Below are 20298 nucleotides of genomic sequence, written 5' to 3' on the forward strand. Positions count from 1 at the left end.
ACAACATGAGATACTCTCAACCTAAGTGTATTCATCACCTTTTTGCCAAGCAGGTAGAAAAAACACCTGACGCAGTAGCAGTAATATTTGAAAACCAGCAATTGACCTACAGAGAATTGAATGCAAAAGCTAATCAACTAGCACATCACTTGCAAGGGATGGGGGTAGGATCAGAGGTATTAGTGGGTCTATGTGTAGAGCGCTCTATCGAATTAATTATAGGCATTCTGGGTATTCTCAAAGCGGGTGCAGCTTATGTTCCTTTAGACCCTGCCTATCCTCAAGAACGCCTAGCATTTATGTTAGAAGATGCCAGTTTACCAATTCTTTTAACTAAAGGAGAATGGCTAGAAATTCTGCCAGTGATTAGTGCTTCAGTCATTTGTTTAGATGCAGATTGGCACGAGATTGAAAAACAAAGTCAAGTAAATCCAATTAGTGAAGTCCAATCAGAAAACCTTGCTTACCTAATATATACTTCTGGTTCTACTGGTAAGCCAAAAGGAGTGCAAATGCCTCATGGGAGTATTTGTAATTATCTGGAGGCGATCGCTAAAATATTACCAGTTAATCATCACGATATTTATCTCCATACAGCATCTTTTTCTTTTACGGCTTCAGTCAGACAATTATTTTTACCTTTATCCCAAGGTGCAACCAGTATTCTTGCCACTCGTGAACAAACTAGAACTCCTTTAAGCCTATTTGAATTAATTCAAAAACGAGGTGTTACCATTTCTGACGGTGTACCCTCTGTATGGCGTTATGGACTAATTGCTTTAGAGAGTTTAGAGCCACAATATACAAAAGCCTTGAGTGAATCAAAATTAAGATTAATAGTATTTGGTGGCGAATTACTACCCTATCAACTAATTAAAAAGTTACGCAACCTGTTTAAAAAACCTCCCCAGTTTTTTAATATTCTTGGTCAAACAGAAAGTATTGGACATGGTTTTTATCCTATTCCCGACGACTGCAACCTTGAAGAAGGATATGTACCAGTTGGTTATCCTCTCCCAGATATTCAGCAGATTTATTTACTCAACTCCCAACTTGAACCAGTAAAAATTGGTGAATCTGGAGAAGTACATATTGCGGGATCTACCTTAGCACGAGGCTATCTGAATCGCACCGAGGCAAATGTTGATAAATTCATTATTAATCCTTTTAATCCTCAACAAAGACTCTTTAAAACTGGGGATGTTGCTCGTTATGCAAGTAATCAAAATTTAGAAATTATTGGTCGGATTGATTTTCAGGTAAATATCCGAGGAATGCGGGTTGAACTGGAAGAAATTGAAGCAGTAATTAAACTCCATCCCAGTATTCGAGAAGCTGTGGTTTCTGCCAAAGAATATGTATCCGGTGGTCAGCGGTTAGTTGCTTATATCGTAGTCAATAACCAAGATTTTAATTCGGGAGAATTACGCAATTTTCTGGCTAGTAAACTCCCAGATTATATGATTCCATATACCTTAATGGTTATGGAAAAATTACCAATTTTACCTAATGGTAAATTAGACCGTAACAGTTTACCTGAAATTGATATATCAGCAATTCAAAATAAATTTGTCCCTCCGCAAACACCTACACAAGAAATCATTGCTAACATCTGGTCAGAAGTTTTACGTATCGAAACAATTGGTATCCATGATAATTTTTTAGAATTGGGTGGACATTCTCTATTAGCAAGTTTAGTTATATCAAGATTGCGGGAGGCACTATCCCTAGAATTATCAATTGCCAGTTTATTTGCTGCGCCAACAATTGCCACATTTAGTGAACAAATTGGATCTTCTGCCCAGAATTTACTGCCAACCTTAGAACCAGTTTCTCGAAATAGCGAATTACCACTTTCATTAACCCAGCAGCGTTTTTGGTTTCTTGATCAAATGGAAGGGGCAAATCCTGCTTACAATATTGTCAGAGTTCTCAATTTACAAGGACTGCTTAACTTTACAGCACTTGAACAGGCGATCGCTACAATTATTAATCGTCATGAAACCCTGCGAACAAGTTTCGGGATTGCTGATGGTAAACCCATCCAAATTATTGCTGATAAATTAGCATTTACCTTACCTGTAATAGATTTAAAGAAATTAGCAGAAGATGATAAAAATGCCGAAGCACAAAGATTAATTACTAATGAATATCTGCGCCCTTTTGATTTAAAGGAATCATCTCTCTTAAGAGTGACATTAATCCAATTAGCGGCAGAATCCCATCAGTTATTAATAATCATGCACCACATCATTTCTGATGCCTGGTCAGCAGGGAATTTTCTCCAAGAATTATCGGTTATTTATTCAGCCTTGACAGCGGGTTTACCTTCTCCCTTACCCAAATTATCAATTCAGTATGCCGACTATGCTTATTGGCAACGACAATGGCTGGAAAATCAACCCGCGCTTGATTACTGGAAACAACAATTAGCAGATATTCCCGCAGTGATTGAATTACCTACAGATCAATCACGAACAGCAATTCAAACCTTTCACGGTGATCTCCAGAAATTTCAATTTGATTCCCAACTCACTCATAAACTGAAAAACCTCAGTCAAAAATCGGGTTCTTCCCTGTTTATGACACTTCTCACAACTTTTGTGATCTTACTTTCTCGCTATAGTGGTCAAGAAGATATCGTCATTGGTTCTCCCATTAGCGATCGCAATCGTGTCGCATTAGAGCCATTAATCGGCTTTTTTGTGAATACCTTAGTTTTACGGACTCGTCTCGAAGGAAATCCCACATTTATAGAATTACTCCAACAGGTGCGACAGATGGCACTTGATGCTTATGCTCACCAAGATGTCCCCTTTGATCAACTTGTAGAAACCCTCCAACCTCAGCGCCATCTCAGTCATAGTCCTTTATTTCAAGTCATGTTTGTATTGCAAAATTCTCCGGTGTCAAAACTGGAATTACGAGATTTGCAAGTTACACAAATAGAATTAGCAAGAGCAACAGCGGGGGCAACTTTTGATTTAACCTTATCAATGCAGGAAAAAGATTCAGCATCGGGAACTGAATTAATAGGTGCATTTGAATATAATGCTAATTTGTTTAATGCTGATACTATTGCCAGGATGGTAGAGAGTTTTCACAGCTTAGTTGAGGCAATTGTGGCAGATCCTCAAGAGCGGATTAGGACATTACCTTTACTAACAGCATCCCAAAAACATCAGTTATTAGTTGAATGGCATCATCCGCAAACTAATTATCCCCAAAAATCCATTCATCAATTATTTGAGGAGCAAGTAGAAAAAACACCTGATGCAGTAGCATTAGTATTTGAAGATCAGCAATTAACCTACCAACAATTAAATTTACAAGCTAACAAACTAGCTCATTATTTGCAATTTCTGGGTGTAGAAACAGAAATATTAGTGGGTGTTTATTTAGAACGTTCTTTGGAAATGATAGTCGGATTTTTGGGGATTTTAAAAGCTGGTGGTGCTTATGTGCCACTTGATCCTAACTATCCCCCAGAAAGGCTTAATTATATGGTGGCAGATTCACAAATGTCCATCATCTTGACTCATTCTTTATTACTCCCACATTTATCATTAACCCTAGAGCAACCCCAAACTAAAATTATTTGTTGGGATCAAGATTTTGAAATTATTGCCAGTCAGAGTTCTCATAATCCTATTCATAATTTCACCCCTGAAAATTTAGCTTATGTCATCTATACTTCTGGTTCTACAGGACGACCTAAAGGTGTACTAATTCAACATTCAGCACTATTAAATTTAGTATTCTGGCACTTAAAGAATTTTCAAGTAAAATCATCAGATCGAGCTACACATTTAGCCGGAACAGCCTTTGATGCTGCTGTTTGGGAATTATGGCCTTATTTAGTAGTCGGAGCGAGTATATATTTAATTGAATCAGAGTTTCTGCTATCAGCAAAAACACTTCAAGAGAAGTTGATATCACACAATATTACTATTAGTTTTATCCCCACATCCTTAGCCGAACAATTATGTGTTTTGTCCTGGTCAGAAAATACAACTTTGCGAACTATGTTAACTGGTGGAGATAGACTTAATTCTTATCCATCAAATCAGTTACCATTTAAGTTTTTTAATAACTATGGTCCCACCGAAAATACAGTAGTTACAACTTCTGGGCAAATTTTACAAGAAGCATCAGATAGTAAATTTCCACCTATAGGTCGTCCTATTGCCAATACTCAAGTTTACATTCTTGATAGCTATCTTCAACCCCTACCGATTGGCATTTATGGAGAAATCTACATTGGTGGACTCAGTTTAGCCAGAGGGTACTTAAATCGTCCTGACTTAACATCTGAGCGATTTATTGCTAATCCTTTTGTGGCAAATGAGCGACTTTATAAAACTGGAGACTTAGGACGCTATTTACCAGACGGAAATATTGAATTTCTGGGACGCATTGATCATCAAGTCAAAATTCGGGGTTTTCGGATTGAACTAGGAGAAATTGAGACAGTATTAACCCAACATCCTCAAGTTCAGCAGGTAGTAGTCATTGTCCGCGAAGATCATCCAGGAAACAAGTATTTAACGGCTTATATTGTTAGCAAAACAGAAACATTGACCAGTAGCGAATTACGTCAATTTCTGAAAGGAAATCTGCCTGAATATATGATACCTGCGGCTTTTGTCATGCTCAAAGCCTTACCTCTGACTCCTAATGGTAAAGTTGACAGGCGGATTTTACCAAAGCCAGAAACAACCAATTTAGCTCTAGAAACCGCTTTTTTTGCCCCTGGGACTGAGCTAGAAACAAAATTAGCCGAAATCTGGTGTACAGTATTAAATCGAGAGCAGGTAGGCATCTATGATAACTTCTTTGAATTGGGGGGACACTCTCTCCTGATCACATCTGTAATATCTCGCATTCAAGAACATTTTTCCATAGTTCTGCCTCTGCGTTCTCTATTTACAGCCCCGACTATCGCTGAACTTAGTCAAGTAATAACTGCACATCAACTGGATGCCATAACAGTTGATACCTTACCACCGCTTGTCCCTCAAGCACGAGACAGATATATCCCCCTGTCTTTTGCACAAGAGTCTATATGGTATTTACAACAATTAGCTCCTGAAAGTTGCGCCTATAACAGCTTTTTTATTTTACGTTTCACTGGCTCTCTTTCTGCAATTGCGTTGGAGTCCAGTTTCAATGAAATTATTCGTCGTCATGAAATATTACGCACGGCTTTTACTATAGTAGAAGGTCAACCTGTACAAGTAATTACCCCATTTCTGGCTATCCCATTAGAGATTATAGACTTACAAAACCTACCCTTGATAGAGCGAAAATATGAAGCAGAAAGACTAGCCGCATTGCAATATAATCACCATTTTGATCTGGCTTTAGTTCCTCTAATCAAAACCAGTTTATTTCGACTAACTCCAGAAGAGCATTGGTTGACAATCAATATGCACCATATCATCACAGATGGTTGGTCATTTGGTCTGTTGTTGGAGGAGTTAGGAATCCTCTATGCAGCCTTTATGAATGGTTTACCTTCACCCCTACCCGAATTACCTGTTCAGTACGCAGATTTTACCCTCTGGCAACGGCAATACTTTAATGAAAAGGTCATAGAAAAGCAACTTGCTTACTGGCTACAAAAACTAACTAATACTTCACTAGAATCTGATCAGGTATCTAGCAATCAGCTACAGTTGAGTAACAAAAGCACTAGCGCAGCTATTTATTCTGTGGTTCTGCCAGCAAGTCTTGTGACATCAATCGAAGCCCTTTGCCGTTCTCAAAAGGTCAGCATCTTTGCGATTATTCTCACTGCTTTAAATATACTTTTGTTCAAATACAGTAGTAAGAACGATATTTTAGTAATAACAACTATTGGTAATCGGAGTACAGTTGAAACTGAAAAAATGCTCGGTTGCTTCATCAATGATGTCATTTTGCGATCGCATCTTTCCTCTGAACAAACTGGACTGACTCTTTTTGAACAAGCCCAAGAAACTCTCACAGAAGCCATTAATAATAAAGAGATTGCTTCTCATACAGTCATTGATACTATTACCAGCAAACAACCATTGAATATCTCGGCAGCCCTGGCTATGCTACCTCCACAAAATTGGCATAATTGGATATTAGATGTTGACTTTGTATCAATTAAGCGCGATCTCGACTTGTGGGATGGAGAAATTCCTTTAGAAATTTATGTTTCTTCACCCTCAGTAAATAATCCTACGATGGAAATTAAGGTTTTCTACAGCACGGAGTTATTTACAAATGAAACCATTGAGGTTTTGTTTAGCTATTACCAGCAAATTCTTCAGCAGCTTATTGAAGATCCAACTAGTCAAGTTTGTGAATTTGAATAATAGAACTCAAAACATCATGGTTTTGAACTCGATATAATTTAATCGCTTCTTTGGCAAAGCCTTTGATTGATTACATTCTTTTCAATCGTTAATTTGTTCTCTATTTAAAAGTAACGTGAGTTCTACCAATAATTTTTAACCCCTCTGGTAAACCTCTCCTTTGCACCTCTCCTTTTAGGCTACGGTGTACACACAAGTGGTATCTGCAAGGGTTTCAGGCGTTATAGACCCCTGAAATTGTCATTACGAGCGCAAGTAATTATATAATCCCGTGGTTTTTGCGATTCCTACGGAGCGCTTCGTTATTCCTCCTCTGTGGGAGACGCTATGGGAAGGCAATGAAAGACTTGCAGAGCGATTCCTAGGTCGCGCTATTTCTTCGAGACGCGAACGCTATCGCACAGCCTAAAATTAGATAACGAAACCAAGTCATAGGGGGAATTTTAAGACTTGTGTGTACACCGTAGCCTAAGAGGAGAGGGAAAAGGAATAAATTTAATACTGGAGAGGCTAAAAACCTAATTTTAAGATTCTAATGAGAGATTAAAATGCCCCTCTCCGTGTCGGAGAGGGGTTGGGGTGAGGTTCATCGAATTGACGTTAAAAGTAACTAACAGACTTGATTTTATAAATTTTATTTTCGTCTTTCAATATTGATGCTGATATACTAAACACGGGTGAGATTTAAACTTTTGCCATTGTATCACCTCAAAATTCTCACGTTTGTCGTGGGTAATGGCACAAAATACTATATTTTTATGATAAATTAAATTTTAGTAAATTTTTTACTTAGAATAGGTGTGGTTAATATATAGTCTTTTGATTACGCAAGTATCACACCAAAAATTTGTTGTAGGGTGCGTCAGAGATAAATAATCTGCTTATTTGCAGGTATCCATTCTGATGCACACTAGCAATGTGCCAGTTGCGTAAGTCATATCTTTCATACAAAAAAAGGATCTACTGGCAAAATATATGGTGCAGGAATTTAGTACGGCATTGAAACCCACCCAAAACAATACATTCCCATTAGCTTTCTTATCATTATTACTGGGAGTTTTCATTTTATCTTTTGCGGCAATTTTCACTCGACTGGCAGAAAATGAACTGAGTCCGTCAGCAACTATTTTTAATCGCTATTATATAGCTACAGTAGTTTTATTTGTTTGGCAAGCAGTTCAATCTAGAATCAACAATCCATCTCAACCCAATCAAGTCATTGAGTTACGAGACTGGGGAGTTTTTCTTTTATCATCAATCTTAGGGACGGCTGCTGTTTTTCTTTGGGCTTTGTCATTAACTCAAACCAGCGTTGCCACTTCTAATTTGCTCCATAATGTCACCCCTATCTTTGCCGTATTAGGTGGTTGGTTGTTCTTAGGTCAAAGTTTTGACTATAAGTTTTTATTAGGAATGATGTTAGCAATTGTTGGCATAGCTATCATTACTAGTGGAGATTTTCAAGCTGAGGTTAACTCCCTTTATGGTGACTCTTTAGCTCTCCTATCTGCTGTTTTTTATGCCTTAAATTATCTAGCCAGGGAAAAATTACGCTCCAAATTTTCAGCATCCACTATATTATTGTTTACTTGCCCATTAAGTGGATGTTTTACTTTCCTTATTGCATTAACTAGTAAAACACAACTATTTCCAAATTCCTGGGAAACCTGGGTGGCAGTAATTTGTTTAGCAGTTCTATGTCAAATTATCGGACAAGGATTGCTAACTCATAATCTTAAACAATTTTCTTCAGGTTTTGTCACTCTCTTGATGCTTCTAGAACCTTTGCTAACAGCTTTCTTTGCTTTTTTAATTTTTGCAGAAAAGTTAAGTATTCTCAACTGTTTTGCCTTTATCATCGTTTTGATCGGTATATATATAGCAAAATTAAGCATTGGATCAGGAAAGATAGAAGAAAAAACCAATCTTGATATTCAGAAAACTCCATAAATAAAAATTAATGTAAGAAAATTTTGCAAACATTTTAATTTTTAGATCACCAATCCACCATGAGTTTACCCACTCCACCCTGTATGGAAAGTCAGCCAAAACCGCAATGAAGGGCTATAACAGCACGGTGGAAAATGTTGATTTGCTGCTGAATTTATTTGAATCCGAATTACCAAAATTTCGCGGATCATCACTCAGTTAGGGTTTGCTGATAGAAGCGTGGCGTAAGCCATAAAAGTCTTCTTGTGATGGCAGGTGACAGGTGACGGTTTTAGCCAGTTGGTATAGTTCAATGTTATACACCCCAAAAACCTTGCACTTTTTCAGCAAGTGCTATGTAAGGGAAAAATAAGAAATAAATGCTACATTGAAATATAGGCTTTGCCACTTACGGATAATCACTATTGCCATGTTAGAAAACAGCCCACCAGAGTTGAAACAACAACCCAGATTTGGATCATCTTTATTGAGATGGACTGAGTATTTCTCCAGTCAGGAAGGAGAGATAACTCAAAGCATGAGCGTTTTTATCTTGATCTGGTTTGGTCAAGTTTTATCCCTAGTTGGCTCACGGACAACCAGTTTTGCGCTCAGTATTTGGATTTATCAACATACGAATTCCACAATTCAATTTACACTGCTGATTCTCTCCACAACCCTACCGACAATTTTGATCTCCCCCATTGCTGGTGTGATTGTCGATCGCTTTTCTCGGCGCTGGATCATGATTATTAGTGATTTCTGTGCAGGTTTATGTACCTTACTAATTGCTTGGTTATTTATAAGTAATCACTTAGAAGTTTGGAGTCTGTGTCTAGTCAGTGGGATTAGTTCCAGTTTCAGTGCTTTTCAGGGACTAGCCTATTCCTCAGCGACTACATTACTTGTGCCAAAAGAACAACTTGCTCGTGCCAGTTCGATGACACAGATTAGATTAGCGATCGCCGAAATTCTCTCCCCTGTATTAGCCGCAGCTTTATTAGCAACTGTAGAATTTTCAGGCATTGTCATCATTGATTTATCCACATTGGTTTTGGCATTGATCTGTTTGCTGGTAGTTAAATTTCCCGAAATTTCGTCCACAGAAAATCTCGATGCCGAAACCGATTCATTTTGGCAAGAAATCACCTTTGGCTGGAAATACTTAGTAGTACGTCCTGGACTACTCGGATTAGTCATGTTCATTGCCGTTATCAACTTTCTCGTTGGTAGCGCAGAAGCTCTAACTACACCCTTAGTGCTTTCCTTTGCTTCCGCACAATCGCTAGGGGCTATCTATTCTATTTCTAGTTTTGGACTATTACTAGGCAGTGCCGTGATCAGCATTTGGGGCGGACTAGAACGCCAGATCAATACCATATTTGTGTCTATGGCATTTTTGGGCATCTCCTATGTATTAGCTGGATTGACGGCTTCAACAGTTATATTTACGATCGCCAATTTCTTGATATTTCTCATGTTTCCCATTATTAATGGGTCAATTCAAGTCATCTATCAAAAAAAAGTCGCACCAGAAGTACAGGGAAGGGTCTTTGCTTTTCGCGCTGCTGCCGTTCAGGGGTTTTTACCACTGGCCTACCTGACCTGTGGCGCATTAGCTGATCAATTCTTTGAACCAATCATGGACAAAGAGGGGGCTTTAGCCAATAGCGTTGGCCAGATTATTGGGGTTGGTCATGGTCGCGGCATGGGTTTAATGTTTATCATCCTGGGTCTATTTTCTCTAGTCGTCACCTTGATGGCCTACTTGTATCCACGTCTGCGCTGCGTAGAAAATGAACTACCTGATGCAATTCCTGATGAACCAGAAATTTCATAAAGTCAAGATGCACTTTGACATCTATCCCAGCGGGTATTTCATATAACAAAAACTTATTGGTAATAAGTAACTAAATTTCATTACTAATCGGGGTCAATTTTCTGTCATAAATTTTAACTTTTCCCTTAGTATCAGAATTGAAGCAAATTTAAACCAGCGGCTAATCCCATCAGAATAGCTGTAATCTTTGCTGAAACATCACTTATACTGCCGATTTCACAAAAGAGGATAATTAAATGGCTACTTACAAAGTTACTCTAATCAGCGAAGTAGAAGGTAATACTACAACAACAACTATTGACTGCGACGATGATACCTACATTCTAGATGCAGCGGAAGAAGCTGAACTTGACTTACCATACTCCTGTCGGGCTGGTGCTTGTTCAACCTGTGCAGGTAAACTAGTCTCTGGCGCTGCTCCTGACCAATCTGATCAGTCTTTCTTAGATGATGATCAAGTTGAAGCTGGGTATATATTGACTTGTGTTGCTTACCCTACTGGTGATGTCACCATCCAAACCCACAAAGAAGAAGACCTTTACTAAGTTTTAGTAAAAAATCCACTTCAAAAAGGGGATTAGGAATGGGCGACTAAGTAGGACTTTTACCAATTGTCCAATTACCTGTTTCCTTGAACTTTAGTTCCTGGATCATAGAACTCTAAAATCTTGGAACTAGACCAACCTCACAAAGTTAATTTTCTGTCACCCCTTGTAACCTTTTCCTGGGGTTCAGAACTGAAGTAAATTAAAAGCAGCGCTTAATCCCATCAAAATAGCTGTAAAATTGACTGAAACATCACTTATACTGCCGATTTCACAAAAGAGGATAATTAAATGGCTACTTACAAAGTAACACTCATCAACGAAGCAGAAGGTCTTAATACAACCATTGAGGTTGACGAAGATACCTACATTCTAGATGCAGCAGAAGAAGCTGGACTTGACTTGCCCTACTCCTGTCGGGCTGGCGCTTGTTCAACCTGTGCTGGTAAAATCAAGTCCGGTACTATTGACCAATCTGATCAGTCTTTCTTAGATGATGACCAAGTTGAAGCTGGATATGTATTGACTTGTGTTGCTTATCCTACTTCTGATGTCACTATCGAAACCCACAGAGAAGAAGACCTTTACTAAGTTTTAGTAAAAAAATCCACTCCACAAAGGGGATTGGGAATTGGCTACTGAGTAAAAGTTGTACCAATTCCCCAATTACCTATTCCCTTTAATTTTAGTCCCCGGATAATAGAACTCCAGAATCTTGGAACTAGACCAACCCAGTTTGGCTAAATTCTGAGCGCCTGTTTGACTTAAACCCACTCCATGTCCTAAACCACCACCAATAAAAGCATATCCCCACAGATTGGGTTGACCTTTATTCAATGGTTGAATGTAGAAAAGCGTGCTAATGGGGGCAGCAAAGGCACTGCGAACCTCATCTTTTTGTAAGGTAAAAACACCAATATCTGTTTTCACAGCCAGTTTTAAAATCCGTCCACTGGAACTGCGTTGAACGACGGACATGGCTTGAATTGTTTTGAACTTGCTATAGGGGCTTTTTTTTGCTTTTAAGAACTTTTGCAAGTCTTTGGTAATTTTATTGATGTCCGTTTCTCTGTGCCAACGGAAGACATCCCATTTACTTTCATTAAATCCGGCTTTAAGATTAATGAATTTCTCAAAGTTCTGATCATCTGCTAGATTCTGACGTGATAAGTTCCAAAGATTTTGATTAGGAGCATCTATGACCGGTTTTAAATAGGGACGATCTTCTCCATTCCAGATATCACTAAAGTTAGCGGTAACGCCACCTGTTGTGGAAGAATACAAAGCATCAACTATTTGATTATTATAAGTGAGTACCTGACCTCTGGTTGAGGCGATCGCCTGATCTGTATTTTTAGCAATTCCGCTCAGTCCTTGATAAACTTGACAGTGAGTGTCAGCACATAACTGATAATTATCTACCGCAAATCTGCGAACATTCCGCAAAGCATAGGTGCGAGCAATAATCGCCTGTGCTTCTAGGGCTGCCATTGGCGCATTTGTACCAATTTCATGGGGTAGAACTCCTCGCACATAAGTTTCCAAGGGGACGGTATTTACTAAGGTATAATGCCCATAGGCGTTAGGCTGTAAGGTTATTTTGCCGGGATAGACACGCTTTGATTCAAGTTTTTTGTCCGTACTGACTTTGACCAATTCTTTACCCGCAGTCACTTCTAGATAATTGGGGCTATAGTTTTTACCATTGACTATCCAAGTAATTTTTGGGACTTTTGATAAAATATTGGTTGCTAAGTAAGCATTTTTATCACCAGATGTTTCTATACTTTTTAATAGCAAGCGGCGAATTAAAGGAGTGCTGTAAACGTCCCTTTTTGCCCATACTTGCCAACGTTCTGGTTGGGATATTTCCACCTCTATCCCCAGTGAACGCCAGCGATTAGCGTTATCTTCCGCTGTTTCAAAGGTGCGAAAGTCACCCAGCACTAATACTTCCTGAACCACTGTTTGGGTTAAGGGCTGCATGACTGTTACTAACTGGATGGGTTTGTCTGTGACTAGGGTTTGTTGCTGATTACCTACTGCAAATTTTAATGTTAAGCGATCGCCTTTGGTGGGAGATAATTCTAACTTGTCTGTAGGTTTAGCCCCAAATCGTTGGACAATACCAATTTGCAATTTTACATCCTGGTTTTTGCTTACGGGTTCTGATGCGGCAGTCAATCCCAATAAGCACAAGGTTGTTATTAATCTGTAGGAACAACGCCAAATAAATATTTTCATGAAAACTAATTCTAATTGCCCTTATGCTGTCGGAGAGGTTTTAAATTAATTAACTCAATTTACAAAAGAAGGGAACAGGGAACAGGGAACAGGGAACAGATAAGAAACACTCATTTGCACCAGTTTAGGGACTTCCAATTAAAAAAATACCCAAAAATTTCTTGTAGTGCGGGACGAATTGCCCGCTAATCATCAAGAACGGGCAAGAATACCCATCCCACAAAATTGGGTAATTTATTTTTTGGTGTTCCCTTAAGTAGGTGAACACAATAAAACCAATCTGTGTAAAGAAAAGTAAAATCGCCCAAACCCTCTTGCCTCTTGCATGATTGCCTCTTGCCTTGCCATAACGACGATTTTCAATGTCACCTGTCCCCGTGGCGTAGCACCTCCCCTCAGAGACAACTTATTCAGCAAACCCTATATATATTTTTCACTTATGCGCTTCTATAATACCATTACGTCTTGATTTTCGGCACTCTTGCAAATCGAACTCATTATGAGTATGATTTATTCAGTAATCTTTTAGTTTTCTAGAGCAAAGGAGAAAATTATGTTATCTTCAACAAATATCAAAAATGTAAATATCGGTATTGACGATGCCAATAGAGCCAAAATTGCCGATGGTTTATCTCGGTTATTAGCTGATACCTATTCACTTTATCTAAAAACCCATAACTTCCATTGGAATGTTACCGGACCGATGTTTCAAACCTTGCATTTAATGTTTGAGACACAGTATACAGAATTGGCTTTAGCGGTGGATCTCATCGACGAAAGAATTAGGGCACTGGGTTATCCTGCACCAGGAACTTATAGCGAATATGCCAAACTTAGTTCAATTCCCGAAACCGCTGGAGTTCCTAAAGCCAAGGAAATGATCCGGCTGCTTGTGGAAGGACAAGAAGCGGTAACGAGAACTGCACGCTCTATTTTTCCCCTAGTAGATGCAGTCAATGATGAACCAAGTGCCGATTTATTAACTCAACGGATGCAGGTTCATGAAAAAACTGCTTGGATGCTCAGAAGTTTACTAGAAGAATAGTGTAATTGGAAAAGGGGTATAATAGCTAACAACATATTATACTCCAGATTTTATGGCGCAAGTTGACTTGACTGATAATTTGCGAAATTTAATGCAAAAAGTTGGTTGTGATAGTTTTAACGCTTTAAGTCGTGCCGCTGGCGTTTCCCAATGGCAAATTTTGCAGTTGCGGAGGGGGAAAATCGGACAGATGCGGATGGAAGTATTGATAAAACTGTCAGAGATTTTACAGATATCTTGGATTGAGTTGGTAGAAACTTTCGGTGTTGATGGTTTATTTTCAAGTGTCAACAACACTCATTCCTCTGATCAAAACATAAACTTATTAAGACAAATTACGGATTTACAATCTGAGTACGAAAGATTAACATTATCAATGTTAGAACAACGGGAAGTATTACAACAGGAATTTCAGCGATCGAGTTTACAAATATTAGAATCCTTACTATTACAATGGCCAACAGCAGCACAGAGAGCCAGGGAGGATCACCAGTTATCAGCCGTAAAAATACTACCTTTGGTAGATAAACCCCTAGAAAAATTATTACAGACTTGGGATGTGCAAGCGATCGCTTCCGTCGGTGAGCAAATTCCTTATAATCCGCAACTTCATCAATTATTGGAGGGAACAGCACAACCAGGAGAAATCATTAAAGTCCGTTATCCAGGTTATATGCAACACGATCAGCTTTTATACCGAGCTAGAGTCAGTCCCATATAATTGTTTGTTGCGACTCAATCTACCAAAAATGCTCTAAAGGATAACTATTTTGTGTTATGAGAAACTGGAATAAAGGCCTTATGAAAAATTGCTCAATGTTTTTGTGTACAAAATGTCTTTATCCAATTTAACATTAAGATATACTAATAAAATCAAAAACAGAACCTTCTTAAATAAATCAAAATTAGAATATTATGAATCAGCAGGTGAAAGTGATTGCCATTAGTGGGATCTTCAATGCTAATAGCTCTCAAAGCTTTCGACAAAGTATTACAGAAGTAATGGAAAGTGGAATGTCAATTGTGTTAGTTGATTGTCATAATGTTACCTTTATGGATAGTTCTGGATTAGGCACTCTGGTTTTAACATTTAAAGCTTTACAAGAATCAGGTATAAAGATGGTAATTTGTTCAATTAATGAGCAAGTGAGAATGCTATTTGAATTAACTGGAATGGATAGCAAATTTACAATTGTTCCTAGTCAAGAAGCATTTGAAAATCTTTTGCTTTCTGCCACTTGATCAATCAAATTTAACTTGAAGAATAGATAAATCATCCTCAAATATCTCTTTAGAGTTTAAGTTAATTAGGTAATCCAGTATATAATCAAGTTGATTATCAACAGAATACTGTAAGCTAATTAAAATCTGAGTAAAACCTTCCAAACTCCAAAGATTCCCATTTGATTGAGTGATTTCATAAGCACCATCACTGAAAATATAAAGGGTACTAGATTTTTCAATCTGACAATAAGCATCAACATATTTAGCTTCAGGAAACATCCCCACCGGCATTCCTGGAGTTTTTAATCTTTTTACTTCTGTGTTAGTAGGAGAGTTACCAGAAATGATAATAGCTGGTGGATGTCCAGCACTAGAGTATGTTAACTGCCGACTAACTCGATTATAAACTCCATACCAAATCGTAAAATATTTATCATTTTGATAATTTATTTGAAAGGTATTATTTAAAGCCGCTAATACCTCGCTAGGTTGATAGTAATTTAAATCCTTGAGAGCGCGGGAACGTAACAGATTTAATACAGAAATTGAAGGGAGAGTCGCTTTCAGTCCATGACCAGCAACATCTAGTAGGTAAATAGCTAAAGAATCAGTATCCAGCCAATTATAGTCCAAACAATCCCCACCGAGTTGCCTGGATGGCAAAAACTTAAACTGAATACTCAGAGGGTTATTTACAGGTAGGGGTAAAAGGGATTTTACATATTCTGTAGCTTCGGCTAATTCTGTTTCTAAAAGTAGTTTTTGGGTTTGTAAATCCTGACTTAATTGATGTAAACGTAAACCGGCTCTAACTCTTGCTTGGAGTTCGTTTTGTTCGATAGGTTTGGAGATAAAATCATCAGCACCAGCATCTAATCCTTTAACTCGATCTGCAACGGAATCTAAAGATGTTAATAAAATAAAAAATGTGGTAGATAATTTGGGATCTTTTTTAATGACATTACATACTTCTATCCCAGTTAATCCCGGCATAATCCAATCACATATAATTAAGGCTGGAGGTGAATCCAGCGTTCTTAAAATCCCTTCTTCTCCCGTACTCGCGGTAATAACTTGATAACCTTGTTTTTCTAAGATTCTTTTGAGGAAAATTTGGATGGATCGGTCATCATCAATAATTAGGATTTCAAACATGAGATTATTAAGAAAGGGGATTTAACCAAAACAATATAACTTGTTTTAATTGATTTAAATCTCGATAAACTTCTTGCTTTAACCATTGTCCTAAAGCATCAAAGGGACTAAAGGAAGTTCCTGGTTGCCATTTAACATCTTGTCCTAAAGGTGTGGTATGAGTACCTGATAAAGTTTGTGTTGTCACCATATCAGGAAAGAGTTGTTGTAGAATTATTGTTAAGTTTGCTGATTGATCTAGGCTATCTTTATTAAATCTTATTAATAAATTTCGCCGAATCTGATAGCTGTCTTGGACTATTTGGTTAGTTTGTGCGGGTGTGGGTGTAAATTCAATGTCTAATTGGGAATTGAACTGGGAATTTAGCTGTTCTACTAATGGTATAGCTTCATTGGCGGCAAAGTTATTAAAGGATATTAAAATATTACCAGCCCTTTGGATGGGAAACAGGCTACCAATTAGTAAATGGAGTTTACAACCCATGCTATGTCCGACTCCATAGGTGGGAAGATAAATTTTACGGAGTTTTCCAGAGTCTTGTAACTTTTCTAGGGTATATTCAAATTTACGGAGGACAGATTTAGCGATCGCTATATGATCTAATGTATTCACAAAAGGTGTGGCAATAATCACATATCCTTTATCTGCTAAGTTTTCCAGTAGCCAACGATAAGTTAAATGTGGTAAAGTGGCGACAAATGCACCACCTAAAAAATGAATAATCCCGATAGGATTACGGGGAACAAGTACCCAATTGCCTCTAATTTCTTGCCAGTTCATTTCCAAAGTTTGTAGAATAGAAGACTTTACGATTTGCTGATTTTATCTCATTCAATTGCATACTGCTATAAATATATATTAAGTATTAACTCTGACTTTGCAAATTTTTCATTTCCCGCTGTACATCTAGGGAAATTTGCAAAGCTTCATTTAATAATTTACCATGTTCTGTGGCTTCTTCCGTAATTTGTATTGATGCCAAAGCGGCTAAATTATTGGTAAATAAATCAGTATTGGTAATAATAAAACTTTTATTTTCTCGCAAAATTCTCTCTGTTTTTAAAGCGCGGATTAAATCATTTCTAGTTAATTCGAGTGCTAATAATACTTTTTCTCTTTCTTGGATACTGACTCCTAAGTTGCCAACATCCTCAATTTGGTCGTTAATATCTATAGCTTTAATCACGGAATTATATCTTTCCACATCATTTAGTAAAATCCGCAAAGAATTGGTCATATTCTGCTTGAGAAACTTACTTTTACCTCTCCATAATAAATATAATAATATTTGCATACTCCCACTTGTCCATAAAATGAAAATAATTAATGATAGCCAAGATGATAGTTTTACTAATAGGTAAGTACAAACAGAAATAGTAATTCCCGCGAAAACCACAGTAGCAATTTCTGTTTTTCGAGCTTTTTTTAGCAACCTTATACTAAATTGCTGGATAGTATCAGTAATAATTATTAATTTATTATCAACAGGTAAGTTAGTCGCATCTTGAAGTTGATCATGACTAATATCCAATCCCTGTAAATCATCTCGCACAGTTGCTAAATCCTTAACTACTATTGATTTAGTCTAATATAACAAGTAGATTTCCAAAATGGCAATTACCAATTACCAATTACCAATTACCAATTACCAATTACCCATGACCAATTACCAATTACCAAACTAAGTTACTTGTAACAAATAGCTCATACAGTTTCCCATTAAAAAGTAAACTACTAGCATTGCTGCTGCGGCTAATGCCACCAGTATACCAGCCAGCATGAAGGAAAATTCTTTATGCTGATAGGCTTTTTCCATTAGGTGTAGCGACCATGCTACAAGTGCGACATCAAAGATTAAAATAGGAATCAACATATTTCTTAATATTTCTTCATAGAAGTACGATTATCTTAACACTGTTTTGGATAACTGTGTTTTGTCTTCAATAGATGCAGTTGGTCGCTGTATTTGATATCAAGTAGGAAGACGGACAGGAACATGGCGTTCTTGCAAATAAGTTTTAATTTGTGCTACGCTTAGTTTCCCAAAATGTAACAAAGACGCTAAAAGTGCAGCTTCGGCTTTACCTTCTGTTAAAGCAGTGTGAATATGTTCACAATTCCCTGCACCACCAGAAGCGATGACGGGGATTTCTACAGCATTAGCGATCGCTTTTGTCAATTCCAAATCATAACCAGCTTGAGTTCCATCAGCATCCATACTCGTCACCAACAATTCTCCAGCCCCCCTTTTTGTCACTTCCTCAGCCCAGCGAAGGGCATCAATACCAGTATTTTCTCTGCCACCGCGAACGTAGACATCCCAGCCAGGATTCTCAGGATCAAGTCTACGTCTAGCATCAATAGCCACAACAATACACTGATTGCCAAAGCGATCGCTGGCATGATTAATTAAATCTGGGTTTCTGACCGCCGCCGAATTAATACTAACCTTATCAGCCCCCGCTCTTAACAAACCTTTAACATTTTCTAAGGTTTGAATTCCACCACCCACAGTCAGGGGAATAAAGACCTGTTCAGCAGTCCGGTAAACCACATCAATAATTGTGTCCCTGTCTTCATGAGTAGCCGTAATATCCAGAAACACTAACTCATCTGCACCGGCTTCATTGTAAACTTTGGCTAGTTCTACAGGATCACCCGCATCCTTGAGATCCACAAAGTTAATTCCCTTCACAACCCTGCCCGCCTTGACATCTAAACAAGGTAAGATTCTTTTAGACAACATAACGACTTTTTTACTCCCGGTAATTGCTAGGAATTTTAATTGTAAAGGTAATTGGGAAATAGATGACAAGAGAGGATCAATATATAATGGGTTTTGTCCAGACGAAAAGCTAATTAAATAACTATACTTTGAAACATATAAAATAACCATACCTTGAGGATGTCTTACCAATTTTGAGAGGATCTTAGTATTGAGTACATATTGATAGGTCAATGAAGCGCAGTGCGATCGCACTCCCAAAATCATCCTACAAGCGATCGCCTTATCTATGAGACACTACCAATAACGATACATGAGAGATTTTGTTAAGATTTAGGTTTGATTTCAAATTCAAGTTTTGAACGATAGAAAGAAACATCAAATTCCATAAAAAAGTTAGTTTGTCCCAAAATTAAAGGTGCATTTGGTTTACTCACCCATGCAAAAGCCAATCTAACTAAGGGAAATTCACCTATTTCAGCATTTACGAAAAATGGCATGGCTGCTTGACTGATATTACCTGCTAATTGAATAATAGCTTTGCTTTCATCCCATACTCCACCTAATTGAAGACCTATTTCATAAGGTAAAACGTTGATAGTCGCACCACTATCTACTAAACCAAGTCCTTCTACTATTTGATCTCCTCGACGCAAAACTAATGGAACTCTTGGTAAACTATCAAATTCGTTTTGGCTGGGGTGGCTTGTTGAATATTTAAACCGCATAAAATTTAATCATTATAAATTGATTGATTTAGTGCTTCCATGAGAATTTCTCCTGCACCAAAGTTATTATAAGGCGTTGGTAGGTGATATGTTTTAAAGGGTTCTAATGGAGAAATGTCTTCAGCAGTGTCCAAATCTTCTGCAAGGATGCGAATTAATTTGAGTTTTTCTGGTGCTGAAAGTTGTTTAATTGACGGAAGTAACTCGGTTAATGTCATATTTTCCTACTGGATGTGTTTGAGATATGTAGAGTCAGAATTATCTTATTCTATTTTATCTAATAGCGATACCTTCGGTGCGCTTCGCTATCGCACTCCCCAAAATCACCCCCTAAGCGATTCCCACGGAGCGCTTCGCTATCGCACTCCCCAGAATCATCCTACAAGCGATCGCACTCCCCAAAATCGCACCACAAGCGATCGCTCTCTCCAAAATTGCACAAACACTTGTTTGTCAGTTAGCTGATTTTATTTAAAATTTGATTTAATTATTAGGACTTACGCAAGTGTCACACT

17 protein-coding genes are annotated in these 20298 nt (G+C 37.9%); 9 read left to right on the top strand and 8 right to left on the bottom strand.

Translation table 11 applies throughout. From position 1 onward, the window contains the following. The first annotated feature begins 5 nt into the window (after positions 1-5). The 5 genes from CA730_RS16115 to CA730_RS16135 all read left to right on the top strand — a co-directional run bounded on the left by CA730_RS16115 (position 6) and on the right by CA730_RS16135 (position 11252). Positions 6-6347, top strand: coding sequence for a non-ribosomal peptide synthetase (locus CA730_RS16115; protein ID WP_096668805.1), 6342 nt, complete (start codon positions 6-8; stop codon positions 6345-6347). Between the two features lie 975 nt (positions 6348-7322). Next, positions 7323-8297: a DMT family transporter gene (locus CA730_RS16120; protein ID WP_096668807.1), complete on the top strand. Its 975-nt coding sequence runs from the start codon at positions 7323-7325 to the stop codon at positions 8295-8297. A 409-nt stretch (positions 8298-8706) separates the two neighbouring features. Continuing rightward, positions 8707-10116, top strand: a complete 1410-nt coding sequence (locus CA730_RS16125; protein ID WP_231939862.1) for an MFS transporter — start codon at positions 8707-8709, stop codon at positions 10114-10116. Between the two features lie 236 nt (positions 10117-10352). Continuing rightward, positions 10353-10661, top strand: coding sequence for a 2Fe-2S iron-sulfur cluster-binding protein (locus CA730_RS16130; RefSeq protein ID WP_096668808.1), 309 nt, complete (start codon positions 10353-10355; stop codon positions 10659-10661). A gap of 291 nt (positions 10662-10952) precedes the next feature. Continuing rightward, positions 10953-11252 (top strand): ferredoxin, encoded by a 300-nt coding sequence (locus CA730_RS16135; RefSeq protein ID WP_096668810.1) that lies wholly within the window; start codon positions 10953-10955, stop codon positions 11250-11252. 75 nt (positions 11253-11327) lie between these two features. On the opposite strand, the gene CA730_RS16140 is transcribed toward CA730_RS16135, so the two are convergent. Next, positions 11328-12905 carry a SpoIID/LytB domain-containing protein gene (locus CA730_RS16140; RefSeq protein ID WP_096668812.1) on the bottom strand — a complete coding sequence of 526 codons (1578 nt, stop codon included), beginning with the start codon at positions 12903-12905 and terminating at the stop codon, positions 11328-11330. Positions 12906-13458: 553 nt separating this feature from the next. Between CA730_RS16140 and CA730_RS16145 the strand changes: the two genes are divergently transcribed. The 3 genes from CA730_RS16145 (at position 13459) to CA730_RS16155 (ending at position 15192) form a co-directional block, all read left to right on the top strand. After that, entirely contained in the window at positions 13459-13950 is a 492-nt protein-coding gene (locus tag CA730_RS16145) for a Dps family protein (RefSeq protein WP_096668814.1), read from the top strand. Between the two features lie 52 nt (positions 13951-14002). Beyond that, entirely contained in the window at positions 14003-14671 is a 669-nt protein-coding gene (gene grpE / locus CA730_RS16150; protein WP_096668816.1) for a nucleotide exchange factor GrpE, read from the top strand. A 194-nt stretch (positions 14672-14865) separates the two neighbouring features. Continuing rightward, positions 14866-15192 carry an STAS domain-containing protein gene (locus tag CA730_RS16155; protein WP_096668818.1) on the top strand — a complete coding sequence of 109 codons (327 nt, stop codon included), beginning with the start codon at positions 14866-14868 and terminating at the stop codon, positions 15190-15192. Here CA730_RS16155 and CA730_RS16160 read toward each other — a convergent pair whose 3' ends face one another. The 7 genes from CA730_RS16160 to CA730_RS16190 all read right to left on the bottom strand — a co-directional run bounded on the left by CA730_RS16160 (position 15193) and on the right by CA730_RS16190 (position 20001). Then, complete coding sequence (locus CA730_RS16160) at positions 15193-16329, bottom strand: PP2C family protein-serine/threonine phosphatase (RefSeq protein WP_096668820.1); 1137 nt, start codon at positions 16327-16329, stop codon at positions 15193-15195. Between the two features lie 7 nt (positions 16330-16336). Next, positions 16337-17110 carry a DUF1350 family protein gene (locus CA730_RS16165; protein WP_096668822.1) on the bottom strand — a complete coding sequence of 258 codons (774 nt, stop codon included), beginning with the start codon at positions 17108-17110 and terminating at the stop codon, positions 16337-16339. Between the two features lie 85 nt (positions 17111-17195). After that, on the bottom strand, positions 17196-17882 hold the full coding sequence (locus tag CA730_RS16170; RefSeq protein ID WP_096668824.1) for a hypothetical protein: 687 nt from the start codon (positions 17880-17882) through the stop codon (positions 17196-17198). Between the two features lie 129 nt (positions 17883-18011). After that, complete coding sequence (locus CA730_RS16175) at positions 18012-18203, bottom strand: hypothetical protein (protein ID WP_096668826.1); 192 nt, start codon at positions 18201-18203, stop codon at positions 18012-18014. Between the two features lie 99 nt (positions 18204-18302). Next, a complete protein-coding gene (gene hisF, locus CA730_RS16180) occupies positions 18303-19076 on the bottom strand; it encodes an imidazole glycerol phosphate synthase subunit HisF (RefSeq protein ID WP_096671580.1) in 774 nt (257 codons plus the stop codon). 305 nt (positions 19077-19381) lie between these two features. Then, the gene (locus CA730_RS16185; protein ID WP_096668828.1) at positions 19382-19783 is read right to left on the bottom strand and encodes a pepsin/retropepsin-like aspartic protease family protein; all 402 of its coding nucleotides are present in this window, start codon (positions 19781-19783) and stop codon (positions 19382-19384) included. 5 nt (positions 19784-19788) lie between these two features. Continuing rightward, complete coding sequence (locus tag CA730_RS16190; RefSeq protein WP_027402869.1) at positions 19789-20001, bottom strand: hypothetical protein; 213 nt, start codon at positions 19999-20001, stop codon at positions 19789-19791. Between the two features lie 13 nt (positions 20002-20014). On the opposite strand from CA730_RS16190, the gene CA730_RS24560 reads away from it, so the two are divergent. Beyond that, positions 20015-20248: a hypothetical protein gene (locus CA730_RS24560; protein ID WP_157750003.1), complete on the top strand. Its 234-nt coding sequence runs from the start codon at positions 20015-20017 to the stop codon at positions 20246-20248. The last annotated feature ends 50 nt before the right edge of the window (positions 20249-20298 follow it).

Source organism: Dolichospermum compactum NIES-806, from assembly GCF_002368115.1.
Classification (GTDB): domain Bacteria; phylum Cyanobacteriota; class Cyanobacteriia; order Cyanobacteriales; family Nostocaceae; genus Dolichospermum; species Dolichospermum compactum.